The sequence below is a fragment of the Saccharopolyspora hirsuta genome, from assembly GCF_008630535.1.
In the GTDB taxonomy this organism is placed as follows: Bacteria; Actinomycetota; Actinomycetes; order Mycobacteriales; family Pseudonocardiaceae; genus Saccharopolyspora; species Saccharopolyspora hirsuta.
The window spans coordinates 129,206-154,555 of record NZ_VWPH01000018.1 but is presented as its reverse complement, the minus strand read 5'-3'; the positions used below and the strand labels follow the sequence as shown (position 1 = coordinate 154,555).

At 71.3% G+C, this 25,350-nt stretch carries 27 protein-coding genes and 1 tRNA gene; 17 read left to right on the top strand and 11 right to left on the bottom strand.

The window, feature by feature from the left end; translation table 11 throughout:
• Nucleotides 1–342: 342 nt before the first annotated feature.
• Nucleotides 343–1,293: a permease gene (locus tag F1721_RS31460; RefSeq protein ID WP_150070477.1), complete on the top strand. Its 951-nt coding sequence runs from the start codon at nucleotides 343–345 to the stop codon at nucleotides 1,291–1,293.
• Nucleotides 1,293–1,991 carry a TIGR03943 family putative permease subunit gene (locus tag F1721_RS31455; protein WP_150070458.1) on the top strand — a complete coding sequence of 233 codons (699 nt, stop codon included), beginning with the start codon at nucleotides 1,293–1,295 and terminating at the stop codon, nucleotides 1,989–1,991. Before F1721_RS31460 ends, F1721_RS31455 begins: the two co-directional genes overlap by 1 nt.
• Nucleotides 1,992–2,031: 40 nt before the next feature.
• Here F1721_RS31455 and F1721_RS31450 read toward each other — a convergent pair whose 3' ends face one another.
• Entirely contained in the window at nucleotides 2,032–2,448 is a 417-nt protein-coding gene (locus F1721_RS31450) for a Fur family transcriptional regulator (RefSeq protein WP_150070457.1), read from the bottom strand.
• On the bottom strand, nucleotides 2,445–2,912 hold the full coding sequence (locus tag F1721_RS31445) for an ArsR/SmtB family transcription factor (protein ID WP_150070476.1): 468 nt from the start codon (nucleotides 2,910–2,912) through the stop codon (nucleotides 2,445–2,447). Before F1721_RS31445 ends, F1721_RS31450 begins: the two co-directional genes overlap by 4 nt.
• A 217-nt stretch (nucleotides 2,913–3,129) precedes the next feature.
• Here F1721_RS31445 and F1721_RS31440 point away from each other — a divergent pair, with 217 nt between their 5' ends.
• The 5 genes from F1721_RS31440 (at nucleotide 3,130) to F1721_RS31420 (ending at nucleotide 8,527) form a co-directional block, all read left to right on the top strand.
• Nucleotides 3,130–4,515 carry a glycine--tRNA ligase gene (locus tag F1721_RS31440; RefSeq protein ID WP_150070456.1) on the top strand — a complete coding sequence of 462 codons (1,386 nt, stop codon included), beginning with the start codon at nucleotides 3,130–3,132 and terminating at the stop codon, nucleotides 4,513–4,515.
• A gap of 140 nt (nucleotides 4,516–4,655) precedes the next feature.
• Nucleotides 4,656–5,267: a YdcF family protein gene (locus F1721_RS31435; RefSeq protein WP_150070475.1), complete on the top strand. Its 612-nt coding sequence runs from the start codon at nucleotides 4,656–4,658 to the stop codon at nucleotides 5,265–5,267.
• 79 nt (nucleotides 5,268–5,346) lie between these two features.
• Complete coding sequence (locus F1721_RS31430; RefSeq protein WP_150070455.1) at nucleotides 5,347–6,633, top strand: deoxyguanosinetriphosphate triphosphohydrolase; 1,287 nt, start codon at nucleotides 5,347–5,349, stop codon at nucleotides 6,631–6,633.
• Nucleotides 6,634–6,782: 149 nt separating this feature from the next.
• On the top strand, nucleotides 6,783–6,968 hold the full coding sequence (locus F1721_RS31425; protein WP_150070454.1) for a hypothetical protein: 186 nt from the start codon (nucleotides 6,783–6,785) through the stop codon (nucleotides 6,966–6,968).
• 464 nt (nucleotides 6,969–7,432) lie between these two features.
• Nucleotides 7,433–8,527: a serpin family protein gene (locus F1721_RS31420; protein WP_150070453.1), complete on the top strand. Its 1,095-nt coding sequence runs from the start codon at nucleotides 7,433–7,435 to the stop codon at nucleotides 8,525–8,527.
• A gap of 7 nt (nucleotides 8,528–8,534) precedes the next feature.
• Here the strand turns inward: F1721_RS31420 and F1721_RS31415 are convergent, their stop codons facing one another.
• Nucleotides 8,535–9,422: a sigma-70 family RNA polymerase sigma factor gene (locus F1721_RS31415; protein ID WP_150070452.1), complete on the bottom strand. Its 888-nt coding sequence runs from the start codon at nucleotides 9,420–9,422 to the stop codon at nucleotides 8,535–8,537.
• A 92-nt stretch (nucleotides 9,423–9,514) separates the two neighbouring features.
• On the opposite strand from F1721_RS31415, the gene dnaG reads away from it, so the two are divergent.
• The 7 genes from dnaG to F1721_RS31385 all read left to right on the top strand — a co-directional run bounded on the left by dnaG (nucleotide 9,515) and on the right by F1721_RS31385 (nucleotide 14,969).
• A complete protein-coding gene (gene dnaG, locus F1721_RS31410; protein WP_150070451.1) occupies nucleotides 9,515–11,404 on the top strand; it encodes a DNA primase in 1,890 nt (629 codons plus the stop codon).
• Entirely contained in the window at nucleotides 11,401–11,931 is a 531-nt protein-coding gene (locus F1721_RS31405) for a hypothetical protein (RefSeq protein WP_150070450.1), read from the top strand. Before dnaG ends, F1721_RS31405 begins: the two co-directional genes overlap by 4 nt.
• Before the next feature lie 59 nt (nucleotides 11,932–11,990).
• The gene (locus F1721_RS31400) at nucleotides 11,991–12,746 is read left to right on the top strand and encodes a trans-aconitate 2-methyltransferase (RefSeq protein WP_150070449.1); all 756 of its coding nucleotides are present in this window, start codon (nucleotides 11,991–11,993) and stop codon (nucleotides 12,744–12,746) included.
• A 111-nt stretch (nucleotides 12,747–12,857) separates the two neighbouring features.
• A tRNA-Asn gene (locus F1721_RS31395) sits at nucleotides 12,858–12,930 on the top strand.
• Nucleotides 12,931–13,037: 107 nt separating this feature from the next.
• Nucleotides 13,038–13,682 (top strand): beta-eliminating lyase-related protein, encoded by a 645-nt coding sequence (locus tag F1721_RS31390; RefSeq protein ID WP_150070448.1) that lies wholly within the window; start codon nucleotides 13,038–13,040, stop codon nucleotides 13,680–13,682.
• 57 nt (nucleotides 13,683–13,739) lie between these two features.
• Nucleotides 13,740–14,426 carry a putative T7SS-secreted protein gene (locus F1721_RS35720; protein WP_350942249.1) on the top strand — a complete coding sequence of 229 codons (687 nt, stop codon included), beginning with the start codon at nucleotides 13,740–13,742 and terminating at the stop codon, nucleotides 14,424–14,426.
• Nucleotides 14,427–14,630: 204 nt separating this feature from the next.
• Nucleotides 14,631–14,969: a hypothetical protein gene (locus F1721_RS31385; RefSeq protein ID WP_150070447.1), complete on the top strand. Its 339-nt coding sequence runs from the start codon at nucleotides 14,631–14,633 to the stop codon at nucleotides 14,967–14,969.
• Between the two features lie 361 nt (nucleotides 14,970–15,330).
• Here F1721_RS31385 and F1721_RS31380 read toward each other — a convergent pair whose 3' ends face one another.
• Together F1721_RS31380 and F1721_RS31375 are read right to left on the bottom strand one after the other, a co-directional pair.
• Nucleotides 15,331–15,600, bottom strand: coding sequence for a hypothetical protein (locus F1721_RS31380; protein ID WP_150070446.1), 270 nt, complete (start codon nucleotides 15,598–15,600; stop codon nucleotides 15,331–15,333).
• A 285-nt stretch (nucleotides 15,601–15,885) separates the two neighbouring features.
• The gene (locus F1721_RS31375) at nucleotides 15,886–16,137 is read right to left on the bottom strand and encodes a helix-turn-helix domain-containing protein (protein ID WP_281288831.1); all 252 of its coding nucleotides are present in this window, start codon (nucleotides 16,135–16,137) and stop codon (nucleotides 15,886–15,888) included.
• Between the two features lie 148 nt (nucleotides 16,138–16,285).
• Between F1721_RS31375 and F1721_RS31370 the strand changes: the two genes are divergently transcribed.
• Together F1721_RS31370 and F1721_RS31365 are read left to right on the top strand one after the other, a co-directional pair.
• The gene (locus F1721_RS31370; protein WP_150070444.1) at nucleotides 16,286–16,921 is read left to right on the top strand and encodes a LysE family translocator; all 636 of its coding nucleotides are present in this window, start codon (nucleotides 16,286–16,288) and stop codon (nucleotides 16,919–16,921) included.
• A gap of 50 nt (nucleotides 16,922–16,971) precedes the next feature.
• Nucleotides 16,972–17,796 carry a sporulation protein gene (locus tag F1721_RS31365; protein ID WP_150070443.1) on the top strand — a complete coding sequence of 275 codons (825 nt, stop codon included), beginning with the start codon at nucleotides 16,972–16,974 and terminating at the stop codon, nucleotides 17,794–17,796.
• Between the two features lie 50 nt (nucleotides 17,797–17,846).
• Here the strand turns inward: F1721_RS31365 and F1721_RS31360 are convergent, their stop codons facing one another.
• The 4 genes from F1721_RS31360 to F1721_RS31345 all read right to left on the bottom strand — a co-directional run bounded on the left by F1721_RS31360 (nucleotide 17,847) and on the right by F1721_RS31345 (nucleotide 23,397).
• Complete coding sequence (locus F1721_RS31360; protein ID WP_150070442.1) at nucleotides 17,847–19,850, bottom strand: neutral/alkaline ceramidase; 2,004 nt, start codon at nucleotides 19,848–19,850, stop codon at nucleotides 17,847–17,849.
• Nucleotides 19,851–20,038: 188 nt separating this feature from the next.
• Nucleotides 20,039–20,890 (bottom strand): SAM-dependent methyltransferase, encoded by an 852-nt coding sequence (locus F1721_RS31355; protein WP_150070441.1) that lies wholly within the window; start codon nucleotides 20,888–20,890, stop codon nucleotides 20,039–20,041.
• 140 nt (nucleotides 20,891–21,030) lie between these two features.
• Nucleotides 21,031–22,086 carry a hypothetical protein gene (locus F1721_RS31350; RefSeq protein ID WP_150070440.1) on the bottom strand — a complete coding sequence of 352 codons (1,056 nt, stop codon included), beginning with the start codon at nucleotides 22,084–22,086 and terminating at the stop codon, nucleotides 21,031–21,033.
• A gap of 279 nt (nucleotides 22,087–22,365) precedes the next feature.
• Nucleotides 22,366–23,397, bottom strand: coding sequence for a sigma-70 family RNA polymerase sigma factor (locus F1721_RS31345; protein ID WP_150070439.1), 1,032 nt, complete (start codon nucleotides 23,395–23,397; stop codon nucleotides 22,366–22,368).
• A 63-nt stretch (nucleotides 23,398–23,460) separates the two neighbouring features.
• On the opposite strand from F1721_RS31345, the gene F1721_RS31340 reads away from it, so the two are divergent.
• Nucleotides 23,461–24,279: an alpha/beta fold hydrolase gene (locus F1721_RS31340; RefSeq protein WP_150070438.1), complete on the top strand. Its 819-nt coding sequence runs from the start codon at nucleotides 23,461–23,463 to the stop codon at nucleotides 24,277–24,279.
• Here the strand turns inward: F1721_RS31340 and F1721_RS31335 are convergent.
• Both F1721_RS31335 and F1721_RS31330 read right to left on the bottom strand, forming a co-directional pair.
• Complete coding sequence (locus F1721_RS31335; RefSeq protein WP_150070437.1) at nucleotides 24,276–25,112, bottom strand: CPBP family glutamic-type intramembrane protease; 837 nt, start codon at nucleotides 25,110–25,112, stop codon at nucleotides 24,276–24,278. The genes F1721_RS31340 and F1721_RS31335 overlap by 4 nt on opposite strands.
• A complete protein-coding gene (locus F1721_RS31330) occupies nucleotides 25,109–25,318 on the bottom strand; it encodes a hypothetical protein (RefSeq protein ID WP_150070436.1) in 210 nt (69 codons plus the stop codon). Before F1721_RS31330 ends, F1721_RS31335 begins: the two co-directional genes overlap by 4 nt.
• Between the last annotated feature and the right edge of the window lie 32 nt (nucleotides 25,319–25,350).

Sequence of the window (25,350 nt, the reverse complement as noted above, 5' to 3'; positions counted from 1 at the left end):
GAACGCGGCTTCGCCACCCTCAAAAACTGGCACGTCCTCGACCGCGTCCGCTGCTGCCCACACCAAGTCAGCACCCTCGCCCAAGCCATCCTCACCCTCCAACACGAAACAAGATGAAAAAGGCTCATTGAAATCGCGGTCGACCAACCCCTCCGGGGGACGTGCGGGTGTGTCGGTCCCGGCCGTCAGCACCCCGGTTGATCAGGGTCGATCCGGCCGCGCCGGGTGCGCGGGCGATGGGGTTGCGCACTAGTGCGAACGATTATCAGTTCGAACTGGCACGATGTCCGGGTGACCGAGATCGCCGATCCGCCGCGCACGCGGCGCCCCGTGATCACCTCGATGGAGGTGCTCTGCGTCCTGCTCGTGCTCGCTGCGCTGTTCCAGTCGCAGCTGACCGCGCTGCTGGACGTCCCCGCGCTGCGCACCGGATCGACCGTGTTCGTCGCGGTGTGCGTGCAGGCCATGCCGTTCCTGGTGCTCGGCGTGCTGGTCAGCGGGCTGATCGCGGCGTTCGTGCCGCCGGACGCGCTGCGCCGGGTGCTGCCCGCCAACGCCGGGGCGGCGGTGCCGGTCGCGGGTGCTGCCGGTCTCGCGCTGCCGGGGTGCGAGTGCGCGTCGGTGCCGGTGGCGCGCCGGTTGATGCAGCAGGGCGTCGCGCCCGCCGCCGCGCTGGCGTTCCTGCTGGCCGCACCGGCGATCAACCCGATCGTCCTGGTGTCCACCGCGGTCGCCTTCCCCGGCGAGCCCCGGATGGTGCTGGCCAGGTTCCTCGGCTCGCTGCTGACGGCCTGCGCGATGGGCTGGCTGTGGGCCAGGCTGGGCCGGACCGAGTGGCTCGCCGAGCGCGCGCTGCGCCGCATCGAAGCCCGGCAGGGCGGTAGCCGCTGGGTCGTGTTCGCCGAGTCCGCGCGGCACGACCTGGTGGAGGCCGGTGGCTTCCTGGTCCTCGGCGGACTGACGTCGGCGGTGTTCAACGTCCTCGTGCCCACCGAGTGGCTGGAGTCGCTGGGCGGTCAGCTCGTGCTCGGCGTGCTGGTGATGGCCGTGCTCGCGGTGGTGCTGGCGCTGTGCAGCGAGGCCGATGCGTTCGTGGTGGCCTCGATGCCGGGGCTGCCGCTGATCCCCAAGCTGGTGTTCCTGGTCGTGGGCCCGGCGGTGGACCTGAAGCTGATCGCGCTGCAGTCGGGGGCGTTCGGGCGCGGGTTCGCGGCCCGCTTCGCCCCGGTGACGTTCGTGGTCGCGATCGCCTGCGCCGTCGCGGTCGGGGCCGTGCTGCTGGGAGGTTCGTGATGCGCCGGGAGACCCAGAACCTGCTGTTGCTGCTGCTCGGCGGTGCCCTGCTCAAGATCGCGCTGGGCGGCAGCTACCTGCGCTACGTCAAGCCGTCGCTGTTCCCGTGGCTGCTGCTGTCCGGGCTGGTCATGGTCGGGCTCGCGGCGTTCGCCATCATCCGCGACATCCGCGCGAGCGGAGCCGCGCACCACGACCACGGCTCGCGCAGCCCGTGGCTGTTGCTGCTGCCGGTGTTCGCGATCTTCCTGGTGGCCCCGCCCGCCCTGGGCTCGGACTCGGTCACCCGCGACCGCGTCGCGGCCCCGCAGGCCCCGAAGGAATCGCTGTTCCCGGAGCTGCCCCCGGACCGGGCGCCGCTGCTGAGCACCTCGGAGTTCATCACCCGCGTGGTCTGGGACGACAGCGGCGCGCTCGACGGCCGGGCGATCCGCCTCCAGGGCTTCGTCGTGCACCCGACGCCGGAGACCACCCAGCTCGCGCGCATGCGCATCACCTGCTGCGCGGCCGACGCGGCACCGGTGAAGATCGACCTGGCGGGTGCCCCGGGAGCGACCGAACTCCCGGCGGACACCTGGATCGAGGTGACGGCCCGCCTCCGCCCGGGCACGGCCACGGAGGCCAACGACTACGTCCCCACGGTGGACGTCCTGGACCTCCGCACCATCCCAGCCCCCCAGGACACCTACGAGTACTGACGCCGCGGGCGCTACCGGCACGCGGGACGGCCCGTGATCCTCAGCCGGTGCAGTCGGGGCAGGTGCCGATGATCTCGACCGTGTGGCTGACGTCGGTGAAGCCGTGCTCCTGGCCGATGCGCTCCGCCCAGTTCTCCACCGGGGGGTCGGCCACCTCGACGGTGCGGCCGCAGTGGCGGCACACCAGGTGATGGTGGTGGTGGCTGGAGCACCGCCGGTACACGGCCTCGCCCGACGGGTTGCGCAGCACGTCGACCTCGCCTGCGTCGGCCAGGGTCTGCAGGGTTCGGTAGACCGTGGTCAGGCCGATTCCCTCGCCCTGCCGCCGCAGCTCCTCGTGCAGCTCCTGCGCCGAGCGGAAGTCGTCGATCTGGTCGAGCAGGTTCGACACCGCCGCTCGCTGCTTGGTGGCCCGCAGTCCCGGTACCCCGACCGCGGGGCCTTCACCGGTGGTCACGCTGTCTCCGTCTCCTGTCCGCCGTCGGGTTCGATGGAGCGCGCCGTTCCGCGCGCCCGGGCAGCGGAGGTCTCCTCCGCGTGCGCGGCGGCGTCCACCACGATGTGCGCCAAGTGCTCGTCGACGAGCCGGTAGACGACCTCGCGCCCGTGCCGCTCGCCGTGCACCACCCCGGCCGACTTCAGCACCCGCAGGTGCTGGCTGATCAGCGGCTGGGCGACGCCGAGCGCGTCGACCAGCTCGTGCACGCAGCGCTCGGAGGTCCGCAGCTGCAGGACGATCGCGATCCGCACCGGGGCGGCCAGGGCCCGCAGCAGCTCACCGGCCTCCACCAGGACCTGCTGATCCCGCAGCGGAGCCGGGCGCGCCGCCCGGTCCGGGGAGTGCACGTGGTCCTCGGGGCGGTCCAGGCCGGGCCCCGCAGTCGGCTGGGCCGGCTCGGCATCCGGGCTGATCGCGGGCATCGCTTCCTCTCCGAGGCGTCGGGGCGCGGGGCCGTCGAGCTGCGGTGCCATCGCGCAGTGACGCTCCACGCACCCATCCTACGGGTAACCCCCGGAAGGACGATCGCAAAGACACCACGGCCCGGGCGAACGCGCGCCGCGCCGGGATCGGTACGCTGGGAAACTCCAGCCCGACCAGCTGGTTCGACTCATTCAGCGAACGATTTCCGGAGTTAACGTGCCCGCCGACCAGATCGACACGATCGTCAATCTCTGCAAGCGCCGTGGTTTCGTCTACCCGTCCGGTGAGATCTACGGCGGTACCAGGTCGGCCTGGGACTACGGTCCGCTGGGCGTCGAGCTCAAGGACAACATCAAGCGCCAGTGGTGGAAGTCGATGGTGCAGGGCCGCGACGACGTCGTGGGCCTGGACTCCTCGGTGATCCTGCCCCGCCCGGTCTGGGAGGCCTCCGGGCACGTCACCGCGTTCCACGACCCGCTGGTGGAGTGCACGTCCTGCCACCACCGCTTCCGCGCCGACCAGCTCGCCGAGGAGTACTCCGAGCGCACCGGCAAGGAGATCGCCGAGGACGACCTGTCCGACGTCCCGTGCCCGAACTGCGGCACCCGCGGCCAGTACACCGAGCCGCGCGAGTTCAACATGATGCTCAAGACCTTCCTGGGGCCGGTCGAGAGCGAGGAGGGGATGCACTACCTGCGCCCCGAGACCGCGCAGGGCATCTTCGTCAACTTCGCCAACGTGATGACCACGGCGCGCAAGAAGCCGCCGTTCGGCATCGGGCAGATCGGCAAGTCGTTCCGCAACGAGATCACCCCGGGCAACTTCATCTTCCGGACCCGCGAGTTCGAGCAGATGGAGATGGAGTTCTTCGTCGAGCCGGGCGAGGACGAGCAGTGGCACCAGTACTGGATCGACCAGCGCATGGCCTGGTACACCGACCTGGGCATCAGCAGCGACAACCTGCGGGAGTACGAGCACCCGAAGGAGAAGCTGTCGCACTACTCCAAGCGCACCGTGGACATCGAGTACCGGTTCCGCTTCGGCGGCCAGGAGTGGGGTGAGCTCGAGGGCATCGCTAACCGCACCGACTTCGACCTGACCACCCACTCCAACCACTCCGGGGTGGACCTGTCCTACTTCGACCAGGCCAGCAACTCCCGCTACCGGCCGTACGTGATCGAGCCGGCGGCCGGGGTGGGCCGTCCGATGATGGCGTTCCTGATCGACGCCTACCACGAGGACGAGGCGCCCAACGCCAAGGGCGGCGTGGACAAGCGCGTGGTGCTGAAGCTGGACCGCAGGCTGGCCCCGGTGAAGGTGGCGGTGCTGCCGCTGTCCCGCAACGCCGAGCTGTCGCCGAAGGCCCGCGACATCGCCGCGACGCTGCGCCGCAACTGGAACGTCGACTTCGACGACGCCGGTGCGATCGGCCGCCGCTACCGCCGCCAGGACGAGATCGGCACCCCGTTCTGCGTGACGGTCGACTTCGACACGCTGTCCGACCACGCGGTCACGGTTCGCGAGCGCGACACCATGAGCCAGGAGCGGGTGGCGATCGACAAGCTGGAGGAGTACCTGGCAGTCCGCCTCATCGGCTGCTGAAGCGGTTCCACCCCGCTCGGGGAGTCCCGAGCGGAGATGCCGAACGTCCGGGCCCGCCCCGCGGGCCCGGACCCGAGGTCCTGCGAGGTTGTGCCAGCGTGAGCCCCCACCGCGCCGCCCACCGGCCCCGTTCCGGGCGGATGCTGACCCGGGTCGTGGTCGGCGCGCTGCTGGTGGCCGCGCTGGTCGTCGGCGGCACCGCGTTCCGGGTGTGGCAGGTGGCGCGGACCGACGACCGGCGCCCGGTGGACATCGCGGTCGTGCTCGGTGCCGCGCAGTACCACGGCAAGCCCTCCGACGTGCTGGAAGCGCGGCTCAACCAGGCGTTGAAGCTGTACCGGGCGGGGTTGACGGAGTATGTCGTCACCGTCGGCGGGCGGCAGTCCGGTGACGCCTACACCGAGGCCCAGGCGGGCAAGAAGTGGCTGACCGGGAACGGGGTGCCCGCCGACCGCATCGTCGAGGTCGACGTCGGCGAGGACACCCTGGGCAGCATGAAGGCGGTGGCGGACCTGGCCGCGGACCGCGGCTGGGACAGCGCCCTGATCGTCAGCGACCCGTGGCACTCGCTGCGCGCCCGCACGATGGCCAACGACTTCGGGCTGGAGTCCTACACCTCGCCAGCCCGCTCGGGCCCGGTCGTGCAGACCCGAGAGTTCCAGTTCAAGTACATCGTCCGCGAGACGGGCGCCCTGCTCTACTACCGCCTGACCCACGCCCCGGCCGAGCTCAAGGGCGACGGCCTGGGCTGACGCCCACCCGGTGGGCACCGGCGCGAAACGCCTGCGGGCTGCGGCGTTGTGTCGGGTTCCGGCCGTAGTCTGAAGCGCGATGGAGACCACGCCCGGCTATCACGCGCACGACCTGCAACGGCTGCTCCCCGAGCCGCCGAAGCTCGCCGTGCCCGAGGGTGCGCGCTCGGACGACCGCTCGCCGTTCGCCCGCGACCGGGCGCGCGTGCTGCACTCGGCGGCGCTGCGGCGGCTGGCGGGCAAGACGCAGGTGGTCGGCCCGGAGGAGGGCGACGTGCCGCGCACCCGGCTGACGCACTCGCTGGAGGTCGCGCAGATCGGGCGGGGCATCGCCGCGGCGCTGGGCGCCGATCCGGACCTCGTCGACACGGCTGGGCTCGCGCACGACATCGGCCACCCGCCCTTCGGGCACAACGGCGAGCGCGCGCTCAACGACCTGGCCGGGACCTGCGGCGGCTTCGAGGGCAACGCGCAGACCCTGCGGATCCTCACCCGGCTGGAACCGAAGTTGGCCGAATCCGGTGAGGTCGGCCGCGGGCTGAACCTGACCCGGGCGTGCCTGGACGCGGCCACCAAGTACCCGTGGCCGAAGCGGCCCGGCGAGGCCAAGTTCGGGGTGTACCCGGACGACGTGGCGGTCTTCGACTGGTTCCGGCAGGACGCGCCGCCGCAGCGCCGCTGCCTGGAGGCCCAGGTGATGGACTGGGCCGACGACGTGGCGTACTCGGTGCACGACGTCGAGGACGGGGTGCTGTCCGGGCGGATCTCGCTGCGCTCGCTGACCAGCGGCGACGAGCGCGCGGAGATCGTCCGGATGGCCGCGAAGTACTTCAGCGGTGATGGTTCCGGCGACACCTCGGGGCTGCTGGAGCACGCCGCGGCGGAGCTGGTGCGGTGGCCGGTGGTGGCGGCGGTGCTGGACTACGACGGCACCTTCACCGCGCAGGTGGCGCTCAAGCGGCTCACCAGCGAGCTGGTGGGGCGCTTCGTGGCCGCCGCGGTGACCGGCACGCTGGAGCGTTTCGGACCGGGGCCGCTCACCCGGTACCGCGCTGACCTGGTCGTTCCCGAGCCGGTGGTGGCCGAGGTCGCGGTGCTCAAGGCGGTCGCGCTGCGGTACGTGATGAGCGATCCGCAGCGGTTGCGGATGCAGGAGCGGCAGCGGGCGATGCTGGCGGAGCTGGTGGGCGCGCTGGCCGAGCGGGCCCCGGAGTCGCTGGACCCGGCGATGGCGGCGGTCTGGCGGCGGGCCGGGGACGATGCCGCGCGGCTGCGGGTGGTGCTGGACCAGGTGGCGTCGCTGACCGATGCGCAGGCATTGCGCTGGCATCGAAAGCATGTACGGAACGTGGCTGAATCCGTGTGACGTTCATCCGAAAGGGGCGAGTTGATCTGGGATTCTCCGCGATGCTTACGCAGAGTGTTGGCCGGCGGGTCCCGACCGCCGGTGGCACCCGACCCCCGAACACGCCAGCGGCCCGGTCCCCGAAACCGCCGGGTCGCGAGGAGACCCCGATGCGCAACCGGCACTACATCCAGAAGCTCGTCGTCGGCGGCGAGCCGTACGTCAACACCGACAACCTGGCCGACTGGGTCAACGACCTGCACTGGCAGGACCCCGCCGCCCAGCGCGCGGCCAGCTTCATCGCCCAGGAGCTCCGCCTGATGGGCCTCTCCGACATCGAGGAATCCCTCCGCTGACCGCGCCCCGCGCGGCGGTCGCCCGCGATTTCAATGGAAATCGGACGTCCGATTTCCATTGAGGTTTTTCCAGCCTCGTTCTGCGTGGCGGTGCCGGTGGCGGAACCTCAGCGCCCGCCTGGACTGCGGGTGCCCAACTTTATGTATGCCAATACACGGCAGTTGGGCCGTCCTCGCCAGGCGAACGCTGAGAACCCGCGGCGGTGCAAGCTGCGAGGGTGGGCTATGCGCCTGGCGGCGCATGCGACCCTCGCCGATCGGTGCCGGTCGCCCTTCGCAGCTGCGGTCCACGGGCAGGATGAAAAAGGCTCATTGAAATCGCACCGGGACACCCCGGAGGGCTTCGGAGACCCGACCACGGTTTCAGTTGAAACTGTGGTTCGGAGACGGCCAAGTCTCCCGGTCGGCTGGCAGACTCGGGATCAGCCCGGAGTCAGCCGACGCGGAAACGGAGCCCAGCGGCCGTGAGCGAACACCTCGACTTCAGCCTGTCCCTGCACCGCCAGCTCGCCCCGTCGCCGGACGAGCAGTTCTGCTGGTCGCCGTACTCGGTGTCCAGCGCGCTCGGCCTGGCCGCCAGCGCGACCGGCGGCCGAACCCGGAACGAGCTGGTCACAGCCCTGCGGTCGGAGCCGACCGCGCTGCTCGACGTGCTCGGCGGCGCGGCCGAGCTGGCCCAGGGCGGTGCCGCCGAACCACCGGTGCTGGCGGTGGCCAACACGCTGTGGGCGCACGAGGACCTGCACATCGAGGAGTCCTACCTGCGCGCGCTGAAGGACTGGCCGGGCAGCGAGGTGCGCAACGCGCCGTTCCGCACCGACCCGGAGAAGTCCCGGCAGCTGATCAACACCGACGTCGCGGAGACCACCCGGGACCTGATCCCGGAGCTGCTTCCCGCGGGCTCGGTGCGCACGGACACGGTCGCCGCGCTGGTCAACGCGCTCTACCTGAAGGTTTCGTGGCGCGAGGCGTTCGACGAGAAGGCCACCACCGCGCGCACCTTCCACGCCCCGGCGGGCTCCCGCGAGGTGCCGACGATGCACGTCACGCGGCGTTTCGGCTACGCCGCGGCGGACGGCTGGCAGGTGGTCAGCCTGCCCGCAGCCGGGGGAGTCGAGGCGGTGGTGCTGCTCCCGGACGACGGCCTGGAGCAGGCCGAGCCCGGTCTCGACGCGGCGCGCCTGAGCAGGCTCCTGGGTGCGGTGAAGCAGGAGCGGGTGGAGCTGCTCCTGCCGAAGTTCGACGTCACCGGTGATGCCGAGCTGACCGCGCCGCTGGGCGCCCTCGGCGTCCACGACCTGTTCACCCCGGCCGCGGACTTCTCCCCGCTGACCGACCGGTCGCTGCGGGTCTCGGCGGTCCTGCACCAGTCGGTGCTGGAGGTCGACGAGAAGGGTCTGGAGGGCGCGGCGGCGACGGCGGTGATGATGCGGCTGACGGCGATCGTCCGCGAACCGGACCCGATCCGCGTCGAGGTGGACCGCCCCTTCCTGTTCCTGGTCCGCCACCAGACCACCGGCGCCCTCTACTTCCTCGCCCGGATCACCGACCCGAGCTGACCGCGGTTCACCGCGGGACGCGGGTGAGCTTGTCCGGGTTGACCACGTCGAAGAGCGCCGCCGGCCGGCCGTCGCGGATCGCCAGGGTGAACACGCGGGGTGCGACCTCGGCGGTGCCGGGCAGGAAGACGCCGAGGTCGCCGTTGACCTGCACCATGCGGAGGTCGTCCAGCAGCGCGTCGTCGTACTTCTGCACGAGCCCGACGATGAACCGCGCCACCTTGTCGATGCCCACGACCGGGCGCCGTGCGGTGCGGGCCTTGCCGCCGCTGTCGCCGTACACGACGACTGCGGGGTGCAGCGCGCGGGTGACCGCGTCGATGTCCTTCGACGCCACCGCCGCGAGGAACTCCTCCACCACCTGCTGCTGCTCGGGCAGCGGCACCCGCGGCGGCGGGTCGGCCTCGGCCATCGCCCGCCGCGCCCGCGAGGCGTGCTGCCGGGCGGCGACGACGCTACAGCCGAGCACCTCGGCGATCTCGGCGAACGGCACGTCGAAGCCGTCGTGCAGGACGAAGGCCAGCCGCTGGTCGGGCGGCAGCTCGTGCAGCACGCGCAGCGCGGCCATCCGCAGGTCGTCCTGACCGGCCACGATGTCGCCCGGGTCGTCGTCGAGCGAGGTCACCAGCGGTTCCGGCAGCCACGGGCCGACGTACTGCTCGCGCTGCACCGCCGCCGAGCGCATCCGGTCCAGGCACAACCGGCTCACCACGGTGGTCAGCCAGGCCCCCAGGTCGCGGATGCCCGCGCGGTCGACCGACGCCAGCCGCAGCCAGGCGTCCTGGACGGCGTCCTCGGCGTCGGCGATCCGACCGGTGAGCCGGTAGCCGAGGCCGATCAACCGGTTCCGGTGCTGGTCGAATTCCGCGGCGAGCGCGGTGCTGCTGGCGGTCACGCCGCCGATTCTGCCGCACGGGGCTCGGCGAACCACGTGCAACGGAGAGCCACCCGGACGGTGACGATCACATTGCCCCTAGACTGGTCCGCGTGGCAGGCAGGATCCGGGAGAGCGACATCGCCGAGGTGCGCGATCGCAACCGGATCGACGACGTGGTCGGCGAATACGTCGCCCTGCGCAACGCCGGGGGCGGCGCGCAGAAGGGCCTGTGCCCGTTCCACGACGAGAAGACCCCGTCGTTCAACGTGCGCCCCAGCCACGGCACCTTCCACTGCTTCGGCTGCGGCGAGGGCGGCGACGTCATTGCCTTCCTGATGAAGATCGAGCACCTCGGCTTCGTGGAATCGGTCGAGCGGCTGGCCGACCGGGTCGGCATCCAGCTGCAGTACGAGGGCGGCACCCCGGGGCCGAAGCGCGACCGCGGCACGCGGGCGCGGATGGTCGAGGCGCACCGCATCGCCGCCGAGTTCTACGCCGAGCAGCTGCGCTCTCCGGAGGCGCTGAAGGCCCGCGAGTACCTGTCCGAGCGCGGTTTCGACGAGGCGGCGGCCCAGCGCTTCGGCTGCGGCTTCGCGCCCGCGGGCTGGGACAAGCTGACGAAGCTGTTGCTGGGCAAGGGTTTCGAGATCGACGAGCTGATCAAGTGCGGGCTGTCGAAGGAAGGCCGCCGCGGCCCGATCGACCGGTTCCACCGGCGGCTGCTGTGGCCGCTGAAGGACCTCGGCGGTGACGTGGTCGGGTTCGGCGCCCGTCGGCTGTTCGACGACGACCCGATCCAGGCCAAGTACGTCAACACCTCGGCGACGCCGATCTTCAACAAGTCGCAGGTGCTGTTCGGCATCGACCTGGCCAAGCGGGAGATCGCCAAGCGCCGCCAGGCGGTGGTGGTCGAGGGCTACACCGACGTGATGGCGATGCACCTGGCCGGTGTGCCGACGGCGGTGGCCTCCTGCGGCACGGCCTTCGGCGACGAGCACATCTCGGTGCTGCGCCGGTTGATGATGGACGACGACGCGTTCCGCGGCGAGGTCATCTTCACCTTCGACGGCGACGAGGCGGGGCAGAAGGCGGCGCTGAAGGCCTTCGACGGCGAGCAGCAGTTCGCCGGGCAGACCTACGTGGCGATCACCCCGGACGGCATGGACCCGTGCGAGCTGCGCGAGGCGAAGGGCGACGCGGCGGTGCGCGACCTGGTGGCCCGGCGGCGGCCGCTGTTCGAGTTCGCCATCCGCAGCCTGCTGACCGAGTACGACCTGGACTCGGTGGACGGCCGGGTCGCGGCGCTGAAGCGCACCGTGCCGCTGGTCGCGCAGATCAAGGACCCGGCCAGCCGGGACGGCTACGCGGCCCGGCTCGCCTGGTGGGCGGGCTGGAACGACGAGAACCAGGTGGTGCGCCGGGTCCGGCAGAGCTCGGGAGCCCCGCAGCGCACCAAGCGCCGCCCGCAGCGCGACAAGGCGCAGCAGTCGCTCGGCATGGACGTCGACCTGCCCAAGCGCCCGCAGCGCCACGACCCGCGGTGGGTGGAGCGCGAGCTGCTGAAGGCGGCCCTGCAGGAACCCGCGCTGGCCGGGCCGATGTACGACGCCCTGCCCGAGGAGGCGTTCACCGAGCCGGTTTACGCCGAGCTGCACCGCGCGATGCTTGCCGCGGGCGGTTCCACCTCCGGCCTGAGCGGGGCGGCGCTGGTGGACGCGGTGTCGCAGCAGTGCGAGAACCAGGTCACGCGGGGGCTGCTCACCGAACTGGCGGTGGAGCAGCTGGAATCGCGGACCGAGGAGGGCCCGCGCTACATCTCCGGGCTGGTCGTCCGGCTGCAGGAGCGCCTGGTCAGCAGGCAGATCGCGGACATCAAGTCGAAGGTGCAGCGGATGTCGCCGCTGGAGGACGCCGAGGAGTACAACGCGCTGTTCGGCGACATGATCGCGCTGGAGGGCTACCGGAAGGCCCTGCTCGAGCAGCTTATGGGGACGATGTGATCGCCTGGCTGCGACGCCTGGCCGCCCGCTTGAGCGGCACGGCCGAGCTGCCCGCCGACTTCACCGGCGAGCTCGCCGCGGACGAGCACGTGCTCGCGGTGGCGAAGACCGCCGAGGGTTCTCTCGTCGCCACCCACCTGGGCCTGTGGCTGCCGGAGGGGCGCCGCGTCGGCTGGCACCTGCTGAGCAAGGCCACCTGGAAGGACGGCGTGCTCACCGTGATCGAGGCGGAGGAGTCCGGCGATGCGGGTGGCGCCGTGCTGCTGCGCGACCAGCCGGGGCGTCGGCTGCAGCTGACCGAGCCCAGGCGCCTGCCGGACGTCGTGCACGAGCGCGTGAACCAGTCCATCCGCTCCCGCCACCACCGCGACCTGCCCGGCGGGGGAGCCTGGTTCGTGCAGCGCAAGGTGCCCGGCCGGGACGGGATCGTGCTCCAGGTGCGGCCGGACCAGGGCGCGGACGAGGCGGCGGTCGCGGAGTTCGCCGCCACCGTCGCCGAGCAGCTGCACCGGGCGAAAGAGCGCTGACGCTCGACAACTGCGCGCCTCCAGGAATACAGTACGAGCGTACTGCTAGGAGGTGCGGCATGTGGGATCCGCAGAAGTACCTGTCCTTCAGCGAGCAGCGGGACCGCCCGGCCCACGATCTGGTGACCCGGGTCGGAGCTGAGCGGGCGCGCCGCGTGGTCGACCTCGGCTGCGGCGCGGGCAACCTGACGTCGCTGCTCACCGACCGCTGGCCGGAGGCGGAGGTCGAGGCCACCGATTCGTCCCCGGAGATGGTCGAAGCGGCGCGAGCCCGCGGAGTCCCCGCGCGCCTCGAGGACGTCCGAGACTGGAAACCGTTGCCGGACACCGATGTCGTGCTGTGCAACGCGGTCCTGCAGTGGGTGCCCGAGCACGTGGAGCTGCTGCAGCGCTGGATGCCGGAGCTGCCGAAGGGCGCGTGGTTCGCCTTCCAGGTCCCGGGCAACTTCGAATCGCCGTCCTACGTGGCGATCCGCGAACTGCTCGCCGAACCGCGCTGGCGCGACCGAGCGGGAGTCCTGCGCACGGACTCGGTGCTCACCCCGGTCGGCTACGCCGACGCCCTCGCCGATCTCGGCGTCGCGGTCGACGCCTGGGAGACGACCTACGTCCACGCCCTGCACGGCCAGGACCCGATCCTGGAGTGGGTGACGGGCACGGCGCTCCGCCCGGTCCGAGCAGCGCTGAGCGACGAAGAGTGGACGGAGTTCCGCGCCCAACTGGCACCCCGTCTGGCGGAGGCGTACCCGCAACGCCCCGATGGTGTGACCTGGTTCCCGTTCCGCCGCCTCTTCGTGGTCGCACACCGACTCTGACCTGCGAAAACACCCCGTGGATCAATTAATGGGCCCCCCGGTGAAAGGCCCGCGGAGGATGCGCTAGAGTAGTCCATGTCAGCGAGACGAGCTGACGAAACAAAAGAACATTCCTCCGTAGCTCAATTGGCAGAGCATTCGGCTGTTAACCGAAGGGTTACTGGTTCGAGTCCAGTCGGAGGAGCGCAAAGCCCAGGTCACAAGGCCTGGGCTTCTTTGTTTTCCGATTGTCGATCGCGGAATCCGCGTCCCAGCGGTGTTCGTCGGTGATCGCTGGCAGGGTTCGGAGTCATGGACGCTCCGGTGATTCGGCGCTCGCTGGCCCTGCACTCCTCGCTTCGGCGCAAGCCGCACGACCTGTTGCGGCAGTGGGCCGATCTGGTCGGTCCGGACACCTCGCCGGAGGAACCGGTGGCCCGGCTGGAGGCCCGGATCGCCGAACTGCTGGGTGCTCCGGCCGCGCTGTTCTTCCCGACCGGTGCGATGGCCCAGCAGGTGGCGTTGCGGGTGCACGCCGAGCGGCGGGGGCGGTGGACCTTGGCCGGGCATCCGCACCTGCACCTGGACAACTGGGATCTGCAGGGCTACAACGCGGTGCACGGCCTGCTGTTCCTCCGGGTCGGCGACCGGAATGAACTGCTGGGCGAGGCTGATCTGGCCGCGATCGGTGAACCGCTGGCAGCGGTGGTGTGGGAGCTGCCGCAGCGGGATCTCGGCGGATTGCTGCCGGAGTGGGACCAGCTGCGCGCGCAGGTCGACCTGGTCCGGTCGCGCGGGGCGGCGGTGCACCTCGACGGCGGCCGGATCTTCGAGGCCCAGCCGTTCTACGACCGCCCGCACGAGGAGATCGCCGGGCTCTTCGACACCGCGTACATCTTGCCCGACGAGGTGGTGGAACTCGTGCGAGACCTGGTGAAGCGCGCGCGAACCAGCTGATCGCGGTGAGCCTGCGCCCACGGGGCGAGGTTTCGGCGATGGCTCAACCCCGGTGAGCTGGAGAATGACCTGCTCGCCGCGGAACTGTCCGAGTTTCAGCGCAACTCGTCTGACGGCATCGAGAGCGAGTGCGCTCGTCTGAAGGAGCTGGCCGATCGCCTCGAGACGACTGGTCGGAGCATCTCGTCGCTCCGCGCCGACAGCTGGGACGGCTGCGCGCGGGATCGATTCGACGACGTACGGCTCGCCATGGGGAAGAACTGGCTGCACGCGGCGGATGCCCATCGCAAGGCCGCGGGCAAGCTGCACCAGTACCGGATCACGCTCGAGGACGTGCAGCTGTTCTCCGACTCCGCCATCGCGGATGCGCGTGAGCGCGGTTTCGCCCCGGCTGCTGTCGAGAACACCAGGCTGCTCATCGCGCGATGGCAGAACCAAGCTCGACGAAATCGCTCTTGTGGCCGCGACCGCCATCAGGGCGGCCAGCGAGTCGCTCGTCTCCCTGTTGCGAGTGCTGCGAGGACTGGATCCGGCAATCTCGCAGCCCCTGGGCGTCAGGCTCGTCGCCTCGCTGCCGGAATCCCGTCCGCGGCCCAGCAACGATGTGGACCTGCCCAGCCCCCACAGTGCCGTCGAGAACCCGATCGCCTACCGCCGACAGTGCGCTCAACGCTGCGGTGCTCGATTCCTGGCGCGCTTGACGTTCTCATTCCCTTGCAGCGGGCGCGGCCGTCGTGGGGTTAGTCGTTTAGGTAGTGGGTTACGAGAGTTTTTGCGGTTTCTCGGGTTGCCTCGGTGGTTGGCCAGCGGCCTGCGACGGTTGTGCAGGCCGTTCGGAAGCGGGCTAGAGCTTCTTCGACGACTTCGGGGGTGACGGCTGCTGAGGGGGCTTGGTTGTCTCCTCGGTAGAAGAGCAGGCGTTGGGCTGCTGCTTCGTAGAAGGCGCGCTTGATCTCCTTGTTCGCCGGGACGAACTGGAACAGGGTGTCTGAGCCGACTACTTCGATCAAGCATCTGCTGATCTCCTTGAGGGGCAACGGTTTTGCTGGTAGCAATGGAGGGATCACGGAGACTGAAGCGAGTCGTGCGAATCCGACCGTGCCGTCCTTCGAACTGCCCGCTCTGCAACGCGAAATCCTCGGAATCGCCGCGCGTTGCGGCGACGTCCGGTCGGCGTGGGCCTTCGCCTGCTGGGCCGAGCGGGTCCTCGCCGACACCAGCGCGGCAGCGGTCGCGCTCCGGATTCCGCCGATTTCCCCGCTCTCGGCGGTGCTCTGGCGAGCGTGATTGCATGTCTACGCGCGCACCTGGTTGCTCGTCGCCGCTGCCGGGGCGTTCGGGATGCCGCTCCTGATCCTCCGGAGTCGGCGGACGCGGAACGGTCACCGCCACCTGGTGAACGTCGAACGGGACCGCCACCCCCCGACGTGCGGCGGTCCCGTGCGCAGAAGACGTTCACCTTCCGCTTGGTGGACGGCGAATTCCTCCGCCGGGCTCGAAGTTAGCAGCGGGATCGCGGGGTCGCCCGAGTTGCGCGGGGCGGTTCGCCCCGGCGTTCACCGGATCGTGCACCGGGCTGCTCGCGCAGGTGCGCCGACCGGCGCGGAGCCGGTCGGCGCACCCTTGGCTCAGGTGAGGACCGCGGGCGTCAGTTGTTGCCCGCCGCGGAGAAGGCGTCGCCGCCGATGCCCGCGCCGCCGTTGCCCGCGGAGGCGTTGCCGCCGTCACCGCTGGACAGAGCGCTGATGCCGCTCAGGACGTTGACGCCGACGCCACCGTTGCCACCGACACCGTTGCCGCCCTGGGCGTACGAGCCCGCGTTGTCGCCGTGGTGCCCGCTGGCGAAGGCGGGCGAGCCGATGGCCAGGGCGGCGGCGCAGGCAGCGGTGACACCGAGAAGACGAAGCGAAGTGCGCATTGCTTGAACTCCCATCCGTTGTTCGTCGCCGGGTCGGCGGCTGTCCCGGATTTCCGGGACCTGGGGGGTGCGCGCCGATCGGCAAGATGTACGGTGCACGGGTTCGGGGCCATGCGCCTTCGCAGCCACACCAAAGGGAATGATCCGCCACTCGGGCGGATGACTGCGCTGCTCATTTCCGGTGGAAGTGCGGGAAGATCGCCGCGGCAGTTGTGAAAGTCAACCTGCAGCAGGGGATTTCACGACATCGCGCCGTGCTGAACCCCCTTCGGATTCCTCGCCGGATCAGCGCTCCGCGTCGTCGGGGACCCAGCGCAGGACGTCTCCGGGTTGGCAGTCGAGCGTGCGGCAGATCGCGTCGAGGGTGGTGAACCGGACGGCCTTCGCCCGGCCGTTCTTCAGCACCGCGATGTTGGCGGGCGTGATGCCGACGGCCTCGGCGAACTCGCCGACCGACAGGCCGCGCTTGGCGAGCTGGACGTCGAGGTCGACGACGATCGCCATCAGATCACCCCGGCGATCTCGGCGACGATGCAGATCCGGAGTGCGGTGGTGATGAATGGGTGCACATATCGATTATCGATCGATATCTGTCGAGAATCAATAGATCATCTTTCGATGGGCCTGCCGACCTGGTCGAAAAGGGGGGCAGCGTTGGAGCGGCGGGAGTGCCACAATCCGCCGCGTGGATCTGATCGGGTCGCTCCCCGCCTTCCTGCTGGCCGTCCTGCTCATCTCGGCGTCCCCCGGTCCCGCCATGGCGCTGATCTTCCGCCGGGCCGCGCTGCGCGGGTTCAGGTCGGCGGTCGGCACCGTGCTCGGTCTGGAAGCGGGCCTCTACATCTGGGCGATCGCCGCCGGGGCCGGTTTGACCGCCCTCGTGGCGGCTTCGGAGACCGCGTACCTCGTGCTGCGCCTGGCGGGCGCCGCGTTCCTCGTCTACCTCGGGATCCGCTCGTGGATCGCGGTGTTCCGGGGAGGCGTCGAGGCGCCGGTCCCCGCCGGAGATCCCGGCGGCCGGTCCTTCGCCCGCGCGGTGGGGGAGGGAGTGGTCGTGCAGCTGGCGAACCCGAAGGCCGCGATCTTCATGTTCGCCTTCTACCCGCAGTTCATCCCGGAGAACTGGCCGTTGCTGAGCACCACCGCGGTGCTCGCGCTGGTCCAGGTGACGGTGGAAACCGCCCTGTACCTCGCGCTGGCCGCCAGCGTCGCTCGCGCGGGGGCGTGGTTCCGGAAGGCCAAGATCCGGCGGCGGATCGAAGCGATCACCGGGACCGTCCTGATCGCGCTCGGCCTGCGCGTCGCGGTGAGCAGCCAGTAGATTCCGCCGTTCGCCCGCGCGGACCGCTTCGACCGGGAACACTGGGCGGCATGTTCAAGAAGCTGTTGGCCGCCGTCGGAGTGGGTGGCGCTGAGGTGGACACCGTGCTGGACACCCCGGGCGTGCAGCCCGGCGGCGTCGTGCGCGGGACCGTTCGGCTGCGGGGCGGGGAGGTCCAGCAGCCCTTGGACGGCGTGTTCGTCGAGTTCGTCACGCACGTCAAGGAGAAGGTCCCGGACCGCCTCCCGCACGACCACGACGAACGCCGCCGGCGCCGCGAGCTCTACCCCGACGGGAAGCGGGAGGTGACGCGCGGCTTCGGGCGGACCGACGTGCAGCGCGGCGTCGTCCTGCAGCCCGGGCAGGTCGTGGAGATCCCGTTCGAGGCCCCGGTGCCGTTCGAAACACCCATCACGCACTACAAGCACGGCCCGATGCCCGGCATGTTCGTCGCGGTGCGCACCCAGCTGGAGATCAAGGGGTCGTTCGACTCGACCGACACCGACCCGATCGGCATCGGCGCGCTGCCCGCGCAGCACGTGCTGCTGGAGGCGGTGGAGGCGCTCGGGTTCCGGCTGCACCACGCCGACGTGGAGATGGGCCGGTTCCGCCGGACCCGGCAGGAGCTGCCGTTCCACCAGGAGATCGAGTTCAGCGGATCGCCGAGGTACGGGCAGATCAACGAGCTCGAGGTGTCCTTCTTCGCCGGGCCGGACGGCATGGACGTGGTCCTGGAGGCGAACCGCAAGGTCCTGGTGGTCGGCGACCGCGACGTCAAGGACGTCCTGCACGTCGACTACGCAACCGTGGGCCAGGTCGACTGGCCCGCTGAGCTGCACCAACGTCTGGAGAAGCTCGGCGCGGGCTGGGTGTGAAGCTCGTGGGTGCGCCACGGTGTTCGAACACCGTGGCGCACCCACGAGGGTCAGGTGACGACGAACGTCCGGGTGGTGCCGGTGAAGGCCGTGATCTCGCCGTTCCAGCCGTTCTTCCAGTTGCCGTGGTGCACGATGCGGTAGCGGCCCGCCGGGGTGTTGGGCGGGATGTCCCAGGTGATGGTCGCGGTCGAGGTCGCCGGGCCGCTGCGCGCCCAGCGGTACTTCGTCGACCAGTGGCGGTCGTCGGCCACCCGCCGCCACTCGCCGTTCACCTGGCGCTGGACCTCGGCGAAGGTGCCGCCGCGCCGCAGGTCGTTCTTCGGGTGGCCGGTCACGAACGCCGTGCTGGCCTGCTCGCCGCGGCGGTAGCGGCTGGCCGGTTCGGTGAGCACGTCGCCGAACTCGCGGCCCGGCGGCTTGTCGTCGAAGACCACGCCCGGCTGGAAGTTGATCAGCTTGCCGCGCAGGTCGCGCGGTGTCGGACCCGGCGGCACCTCGGTCCCGGAGCGCATCGCCGCGGCCAGCCGGGCGAACTCCTGCTGGTAGGCGGGCAGCGTGTACTGGCCGAACAGCGTTGACGCACCTTCGTACTGCTGCGCGTCGTACTCCTCCGGCGTGGTCACGTACTGGCTGTAGGCGTTGGCGTAGCCCTGCAGCAGCACGTTCTCCAGCGGTACGCCCAGCTCCTCGGCGACCGAGCGGCGGATCCGCAGCCCGGCCACGATGGTGCACTCGGCGGGCACCGCCACCAGGTGCAGCTGGCCGATGCGGATCAGCTGCAGCGGCAGCACTTCCGGGCACCACGGGTACGGCTGCATCGCGCCGAACGGCACCGCGACCGGCTTCGGCGCCTGCGCGTCGGCCAGCCAGTCCGGGATCGGCACGTCCGCGCCGCCCAGCCAGTCGAGGAACGGGTTGCGGACGCCTTCCGGGATCGGCAGGCCGGGTCCGTCCTCGCGGCTCCCGGCCAGCATGGACACCCCGATCGCCGCGGTGCACGTGGCGTGCTGCTGGCCGTCCGGGGTGAACCGACCGTCCACAGTGACCTTCGACATGTCGACGAAGCACATCCGGTGGTCCACCGCGCCGGTGATCTGCTCCCGCGCGGCGTCGAAAGCGCGCTTGGCGGCGCGGAACTGGCGGTCGCCGATGATCCGGGTGTTCTCGAACTCGTCCTCGGTCGGCCCGGAACCGGGCGACAGGTTCAGGTTCGGCGACATGTCACCGGCGTTGGTCTGCGCGAAGCAGGCGACGAAGTCCGGGTCCAGCTGCTCCCAGGCGAACGCGGCGTAGCCCTTGTTGTCCGAGCTGATCAGCCGGTTGGTGTTGGTCATCGAGGTGCCGTGGGTGGCGAACCAGGTGATCGCGCCGACGTCCCGGTCGCCCTGCGCGAACCGCAGCACGGTCACCGCCGGGTCGATGGCCAGCGGGAAGTGGTCCTTGTCGGCCCGGGGGTTGAGGTCGAACGCGCTGCGCGACCGGTTCGCGCTGGCGTCGGTCAGCACCGCCCGGCCCAGGTGCAGGGTGCCGGGCTTGAGGTCGGCGTGCGCTCGGGAGATGGCCTCGGTGATGCCGTCGACGACGGCGTTGTAGGTCTGCTCCTGGAAGCCGAGGATCGACAGGTCGTAGGCGGCGTAGTGCGAGTCGCCGCCGCACGCGGCGTGCGTGTGCGTGGCGTTGAGCAGGACGTTCTGCTCGGTGTAGCGGTCGCCGTGGGTTTCCCGGAGCTTGCGCAGAACTCCTTGGTGCACCGACTGGAACAGCGCGCCGAGCTCGGCGGTCACGAACACGACGCGCTGCTCGCCGTCGTCGACGACGAACGCGCGCGCGAGGGTGCGCAGGTGGATGCCCGCGGTCTGCTGCTGGGGCATCGAGTAGCCCATCATGCCGTTCTCGGCGGCCGGGCCGGTGACGTCGGCGATGCCGCGACCGACCAGGTATTCCCCGGTTCCTGCGGTGGTTCCGGCTGCGGCGGCGGGGCCGCCGAGCGCCGAAGCGACCAGCGGTGCTGCCGCCGCAGCCGCCAGCACCTGCCTCCTGGCAACGGGCATGGGCCTGCACTCCTCGATGAATGCGAACCAATTTCACGTTCTTGGGTGACAGGAGGCTACGTGATTCAGTTCACCGTGCCAAGGGGGCGAGCGCCCGTGCTCAAGACCTGCTGCGCACTCGCGTCACCTGTGCCGCGCCGCGTCGTGAGTGCGAAAACCGGCTGGAGCCGGTCTTCGCACTCACGACCTCAGGGCTTGCGGCCGATGCCGCCGATGTGCATGGCGTGGGCCGGGCTGGTCGGCTCGGGCATGTCCGGGCCCGCGCGCCACTGGTTGTGCGGGACCAGGCCGGGCTCGACCAGCTCCAGGCCGTCGAAGTAGCGGATCTGCTCGTCCCAGGTGCGGAAGCAGCGGGTGCCCATGCCGCTCTCGGCGAAGACCCGGGACAGCTCCAGGGCGCGCGGCTCGCCGTTGTCGCAGGTGTTGGACACCATCAGGAAACCGCCGGAGGGCAGCCGGTCGCGGATCCCGGCCGCCACGCCCTCGGGGTCCTCCTCGTCCTCCAGGTGCATCAGGACGCCGCCCAGCAGCACGGCGAACGGTTCCGCCTGGTCGATCAGCCGCCCGGTCTCCGGGTGCGCGAAGATCGCCTCGGGTTCGCGCAGGTCCGCGTTGAGGAAGGCGGTCCGGTCGTTGGCGGCCAGCAGGGCGCGGCCGTGGGCGAGCACGATCGGGTCGTTGTCCACGTAGACGACGCGCGTCTCGGGGGCGATCTCCTGCGCGATCTCGTGCACGTTGCCCGCGGTGGGCAGCCCGGACCCGATGTCGACGATCTGCCGGATCCCGGCCTCGCCCACCAGGTAGCGCACGGCCTGGCGCAGGAAGTACCGGTTCGCCTTGGCCAGCAGCATGGCCTCCGGGACCACCGCGGTCATCGCCTCGGCCGCGGCCCGGTCCACCGCGAAGTTGTCCTTGCCGCCGAGCGCGAAGTCGTAGATGCGCGCGATCGAGACCTTCTCGGTGTTGATCTCCGCGGGCACGTGGTCCGCCCCGGCTTCGGAGGCGACCAGCCGTTCCAGCGGTCCCGGGGTTTCCGTCATCGTGGCTGTCCCCTCGTGCGCGGGCCAAGATCGACCCCAAGGTACAGCACCTGATCGGCATCGGTCCGCGATTGGCGCGGATTCCCGGAGAGGCCTTTCTCTGGAATATTCCAGCGGAATTGGGTCTGCCGGTTTTCCCGTTATCCGGTCGGCATCGCGATCACGTCGAGGAGCCGTCCCGGCCAGGCCGCGTCGACGGCGCTGATCCGGTCGCGGTCGGATGCGGTGGGCACCAGGAGGATCTCGCCGGTCACCACCGTGCTGCCGGGCGACGCCAGCTGGTCGAGGAACCGCTCCACCTCCGGGACGGACCGGACGAGCGCGCCGCGGTGGGCGGCGATCTCCCGCGCCCGGCCCGCCATGCGGCCGAGGTTGGTGCGCGCCCGCCACTCCGCGAGCTCCGCGCCGTACCGCGCGGCCTGCACGGCGCCCTCGGGGGTGGAGATCACCGGGAAGGCGTCCGGGCGGTCGTCCCGGTCGACCTCGACGATCACCAGCTCGCCGCAGGTGATGCGCGCGGCGAAGGTGTCGATGCCGAGCATCGCGGCCGCGCGCTCGTAGCGGGACGTCGTGGCGTTGACGACCTCCTCGCCGTGCACCGTGGTCCGCCACCGGAGGTGGCCGGGGCAGCGGTCGGTACCGCGCAGCCGCCGGCGCCAGCACTGGCCGCCCCGCCCGCAGTCCTCCCAGCTGGGGTGCACGACGCCGGTGACGAAGACGTTGAGGTCGGCGATGTCGCGGCGCTCGTTCCGGGCCGGGCGGATCAGCCGCACGCAGGGCACGTCGCGCGCCGGGCGGGCACCGGCGCGGCGGACCTGGACGGGCAGGGCGAAGCGGGTGCCGTCCGGGCACTCGAACCGCAGGGCGGAGCCCCGGCGCGCGTTCCCGGCCCGGTCGAAGGCCACCGCGGTCCGGGCGCGCAGCATCTTGCGCACCTGCTGCTCCGACGGCTCCGCCGGGATGCCGCGCGAGCAGGTGCGCCCGGCCAGGTGCGCCCAGTGGAAGTCGTTGCCAGCTCCGGGATTGCGCTTCAGGTAGACGGGGTGGCGTTCGATGCAGCGCGCGAAGCGCCGGTGGGCGGGCGTTCGGCGCTGGTGGAAGCGCTCGCGGTGGAACTTCCCGGGATGCCCCAGGTCCGGTCGGCGCGCATCCAGCTCGTGCTCGTGCTCATCGTCGGAGAACGCGATCACAGTCACGGCTGCTCCCCAGTGTTTCCGGCTCGCACCCCATGGTGCCGTCCGCGCGGAAGCACCCGCCCGAACCGGGGATCGCGCCGGGTGAGCAGGACTGCGGCACCCGTGTCGCGGCGGCCGCCGGACGGGGGCGGCAGCGGCATCGCGGTGGCGGACCGTCGCCGAACGCGCGGCGTGGCCGTCGCCGGACCGGGGCAGTCCTGGGCTGGCCGGGCGAATTCGGTTCAGCCGTGCTCGTGCGCACTTTCTGGGGCTATGGCACCAGAAAGTGCGCACGGACCCCTACCGCAACTCCGACGGCAGCCCGAAGGCCGTGAAGTGCTCGGCGCCGACGAACGCCGTGATCTCCCGGATCAGGCCGTCGTGCAGCGTGAGCACGTTGATCGCCCAAGCCCGGTGCGCGGTCTCGCCGTCGCGGCGGAGGTAGCAGGCCACCGCGGGCTGGCCGTTGGCGCTGGTCGGGAGGTGCCGCCAGGACCCGCACGAGGTCAGCGGGACCCGGACGGCGAAGTCCATCACCGCCTCGACGCCGCGGTACCAGTGCGGCAGCGGCGGCATCGACCAGGTGACGTCCTCGGTGAGCAGCGCGAGCAGGGAATCGGCGTCGCCCCGCTCCAGCGCGGTGGAGAAGTCCGCGACGATCGCCCGCACCCGCTCGTGCGCGAGCTGCCGCAACGTCCGCTGCTGGCTGCGGTCCGGGACCTTCTCGGTCACGATCCGGCGGGCGCGCTGCAGGGCGCTGTTCACCGACGCGGTCGAGGTGCCCATCGCCTCGGCGATCTCGGCGGCGGAGAAGCCCAGCACCTCGAACATCAGCAGCGCCGCCCGCTGGTTGCCGGGCAGGTGCTGGAGCGCGGCGACGAAGGCGAGCTCGACGGCCTCGCGCTGCTCGTAGCGCGCCTCCGGCGCAGCGCGACCGCTGCTGAGCCCGGCGTCCGGGTACGGGCCCAGCCACGCGACGTCGGTGAGCGGGGCGTCGCCGATCACCGCGCGTTCGCTGGACGGCCCGAGGTCGACGGGCAGGGCCCGCTTGCCGCGGCTCTCGATGGTGTCCAGGCAGGTGCGGGTGGCGATGGTGTGCAGCCAGGTGCGGACGGAGCTGCGGCCCTCGAACCGCGCCAGTCCGCGCCACGCCCGCACCAGGGCGTCCTGCAGGGCGTCGTCGGCGTCGTGCACGGAGCCGAGCATGCGGTAGCAGTGCGCGTGCAGCTCCCGGCGCAGCGGTGCGACGAGCCGGTTGAACGCGGCGTCGTCGCCCTCGCGCGCCAGGGCGAGGTCGCGGTCGTCCACCGCGCTGGAAGAAATCTCGCTCACAGCGATGATTCTGCCCCCGCTGCGGCGGTCACCACCGGTGAACCGCTTGCGAGGAGGAAAGTCATGACCAACGTGCCCACCACCGGCCTGCTCCGGGTGCCCGACGGCCGACTGCACTACGAGGTGCGCGGGCGAGGTCCGCTCGTGGTGCTGGTCGGCGCACCGATGGACGCCAGGTCGTTCGAGGGGCTGGCCGACCGGCTCGCCGTCGACCACGCGGTGCTCACCACCGACCCGCGCGGCATCAACCGCAGCCCGCTGGACGACCCGGAGCAGGACTCGACGCCCGAGCTGCGCGCCGACGACCTCGCCCGCCTCATCGCCCACGTCGGCGAGGGACCGGCGGCGGTGTTCGGTTCCAGCGGGGGAGCGGTCAGCGCGCTGGCCCTGGTGCAGGCGCGGCCCGACCTGGTCAGCACGGTGGTGGCGCACGAGCCGCCGCTGTGCGAGCTGCTGCCGGACCGCGAGCAGCTGCGCGCGAGCACCGAGGACGTCATCGCCACCCACCTGTCCGGCGACCACGTGGGCGGCTGGCGGAAGTTCCTGGCCATGGCCAACATCGACATGCCGCCGGAGGTGGTCGGGGAGATCTTCGGCGCCGAGCGCGACGAGCAGCAGATCGCCGACGACCACTACCAGCACGCGCACATGCTCCGCGCCACCGGGCACTGGGTGCCCGACCTCAAGGCGCTGCGCGCGGCGCCGACCCGCATCGTGGTCGGCATCGGCGAGGAGTCGGGCGGGCAGCTGTGCGAGCGCGCCTCGAAGGCGCTGGCCGCGGAGCTGGGCGTGGACCCGGTGCTGTTCCCCGGAGATCACATCGGCTTCGCCCACGACCCGGCGGCCTTCGAGCCCCGGCTCCGCGAGGTCCTGCCGAACTAGCCGCCGAGGGCGACGCCGAGGGAGAAGATCACCAGGTCGGCGACGAAGTGCAGCGGCCAGTTCCAGCAGAAGCCGCGCGTCTGCGCGACGGCGATCGCCAGGACCAGGCCGAAGCCGCCGCCGAGCAGGACCCCGGCCAGGCCGCCCGGCGTGCCGTTGAGGTGCGTGATCCCGAAGTACGCCGTGGTCAGCGCGATCAGCGCGGTGCGGCCGAGGAGCGGGGCTGCGACGGCGTTGACGCCGTGGCGGAACAGGAGCTCCTCGGCCGCGGAGTTGATCAGCGCCGCCAGCGCGCACACCGGCAGCCACCGGGCGGCGGCGCGCAGCCCGTCGGCGTCGAGCAGCTCGGCACTGGCGAGGACCGGACCGCCGACCAGCAGGACGGCGACGGCGGTACCGGTCCACCGCCAGTCCAGCGCCCGCCCGGCCACGCGGAGCCCGGTCGCCGCCCGCGGGTCGCCGAACCGCAGCGCGGAGTCCTCGACGCGCGGGCGGTGGACGACCAGCACGAGCGCGACCAGGGCCACCGGAACCAGCTTCGCGCCGTTGACCACGAGGATGCCGACGGCGATCGGCTGCGAGCTCAGCCACGGCCCGAGCCGCTCCGCGACGACGGTGATCGCGTACAACCCGGCCACCGTCGCGGCCAGCACGAGCAGCACGGGGCGGAGCTTCCGCCCGCTGAACGCGAGGACCAGCAGCACCGCGAGCACGATCGGCGGGAGCACCAGGCGTCCGGCGGCCCAGCCCGCCGCGACGGCCAGCGACGCGGGCAGTCCGGGGGCGAGGCCGACCACGGCGACCCACAGGACGGCCGTTTGCGCTCGGGTCACCGGGCGCGCGCGTGGTTCCGCTCGGCGAGGAGCAGCGCTCCGGCGCCCAGCGCGGCCAGTGCCAGGTTCACCCAGGGCTGGGCCGCGGGCACGAGGTTGACCAGGAAGAAGCTCTCGGTCGGGTCGTTGCCGAAGGCGCTCTGCGCCAGCGGTGCGAGGCCTTGCAGCAGCAGCACGACACCGACGATCCACAGCAGCGTTCGCATCAGCGGCTCCTCTGATTTGGTACAGGTGTGCT

What these genes read in the sequence shown, in the direction of transcription:
- F1721_RS31460 (WP_150070477.1), top strand. Translation starts at nt 343, where the DNA reads ATGGAGGTGCTCTGCGTCCTGCTCGTGCTCGCTGCGCTGTTCCAGTCG.
- F1721_RS31455 (WP_150070458.1), top strand. Translation starts at nt 1,293, where the DNA reads ATGCGCCGGGAGACCCAGAACCTGCTGTTGCTGCTGCTCGGCGGTGCC.
- F1721_RS31445 (WP_150070476.1), bottom strand. Translation starts at nt 2,912, where the DNA reads ATGCCCGCGATCAGCCCGGATGCCGAGCCGGCCCAGCCGACTGCGGGG.
- F1721_RS31435 (WP_150070475.1), top strand. Translation starts at nt 4,656, where the DNA reads ATGCTGACCCGGGTCGTGGTCGGCGCGCTGCTGGTGGCCGCGCTGGTC.
- F1721_RS31430 (WP_150070455.1), top strand. Translation starts at nt 5,347, where the DNA reads ATGGAGACCACGCCCGGCTATCACGCGCACGACCTGCAACGGCTGCTC.
- F1721_RS31425 (WP_150070454.1), top strand. Translation starts at nt 6,783, where the DNA reads ATGCGCAACCGGCACTACATCCAGAAGCTCGTCGTCGGCGGCGAGCCG.
- F1721_RS31400 (WP_150070449.1), top strand. Translation starts at nt 11,991, where the DNA reads ATGTGGGATCCGCAGAAGTACCTGTCCTTCAGCGAGCAGCGGGACCGC.
- F1721_RS31390 (WP_150070448.1), top strand. Translation starts at nt 13,038, where the DNA reads ATGGACGCTCCGGTGATTCGGCGCTCGCTGGCCCTGCACTCCTCGCTT.
- F1721_RS31380 (WP_150070446.1), bottom strand. Translation starts at nt 15,600, where the DNA reads ATGCGCACTTCGCTTCGTCTTCTCGGTGTCACCGCTGCCTGCGCCGCC.
- F1721_RS31365 (WP_150070443.1), top strand. Translation starts at nt 16,972, where the DNA reads ATGTTCAAGAAGCTGTTGGCCGCCGTCGGAGTGGGTGGCGCTGAGGTG.
- F1721_RS31360 (WP_150070442.1), bottom strand. Translation starts at nt 19,850, where the DNA reads ATGCCCGTTGCCAGGAGGCAGGTGCTGGCGGCTGCGGCGGCAGCACCG.
- F1721_RS31355 (WP_150070441.1), bottom strand. Translation starts at nt 20,890, where the DNA reads ATGACGGAAACCCCGGGACCGCTGGAACGGCTGGTCGCCTCCGAAGCC.
- F1721_RS31340 (WP_150070438.1), top strand. Translation starts at nt 23,461, where the DNA reads ATGACCAACGTGCCCACCACCGGCCTGCTCCGGGTGCCCGACGGCCGA.
- F1721_RS31330 (WP_150070436.1), bottom strand. Translation starts at nt 25,318, where the DNA reads ATGCGAACGCTGCTGTGGATCGTCGGTGTCGTGCTGCTGCTGCAAGGC.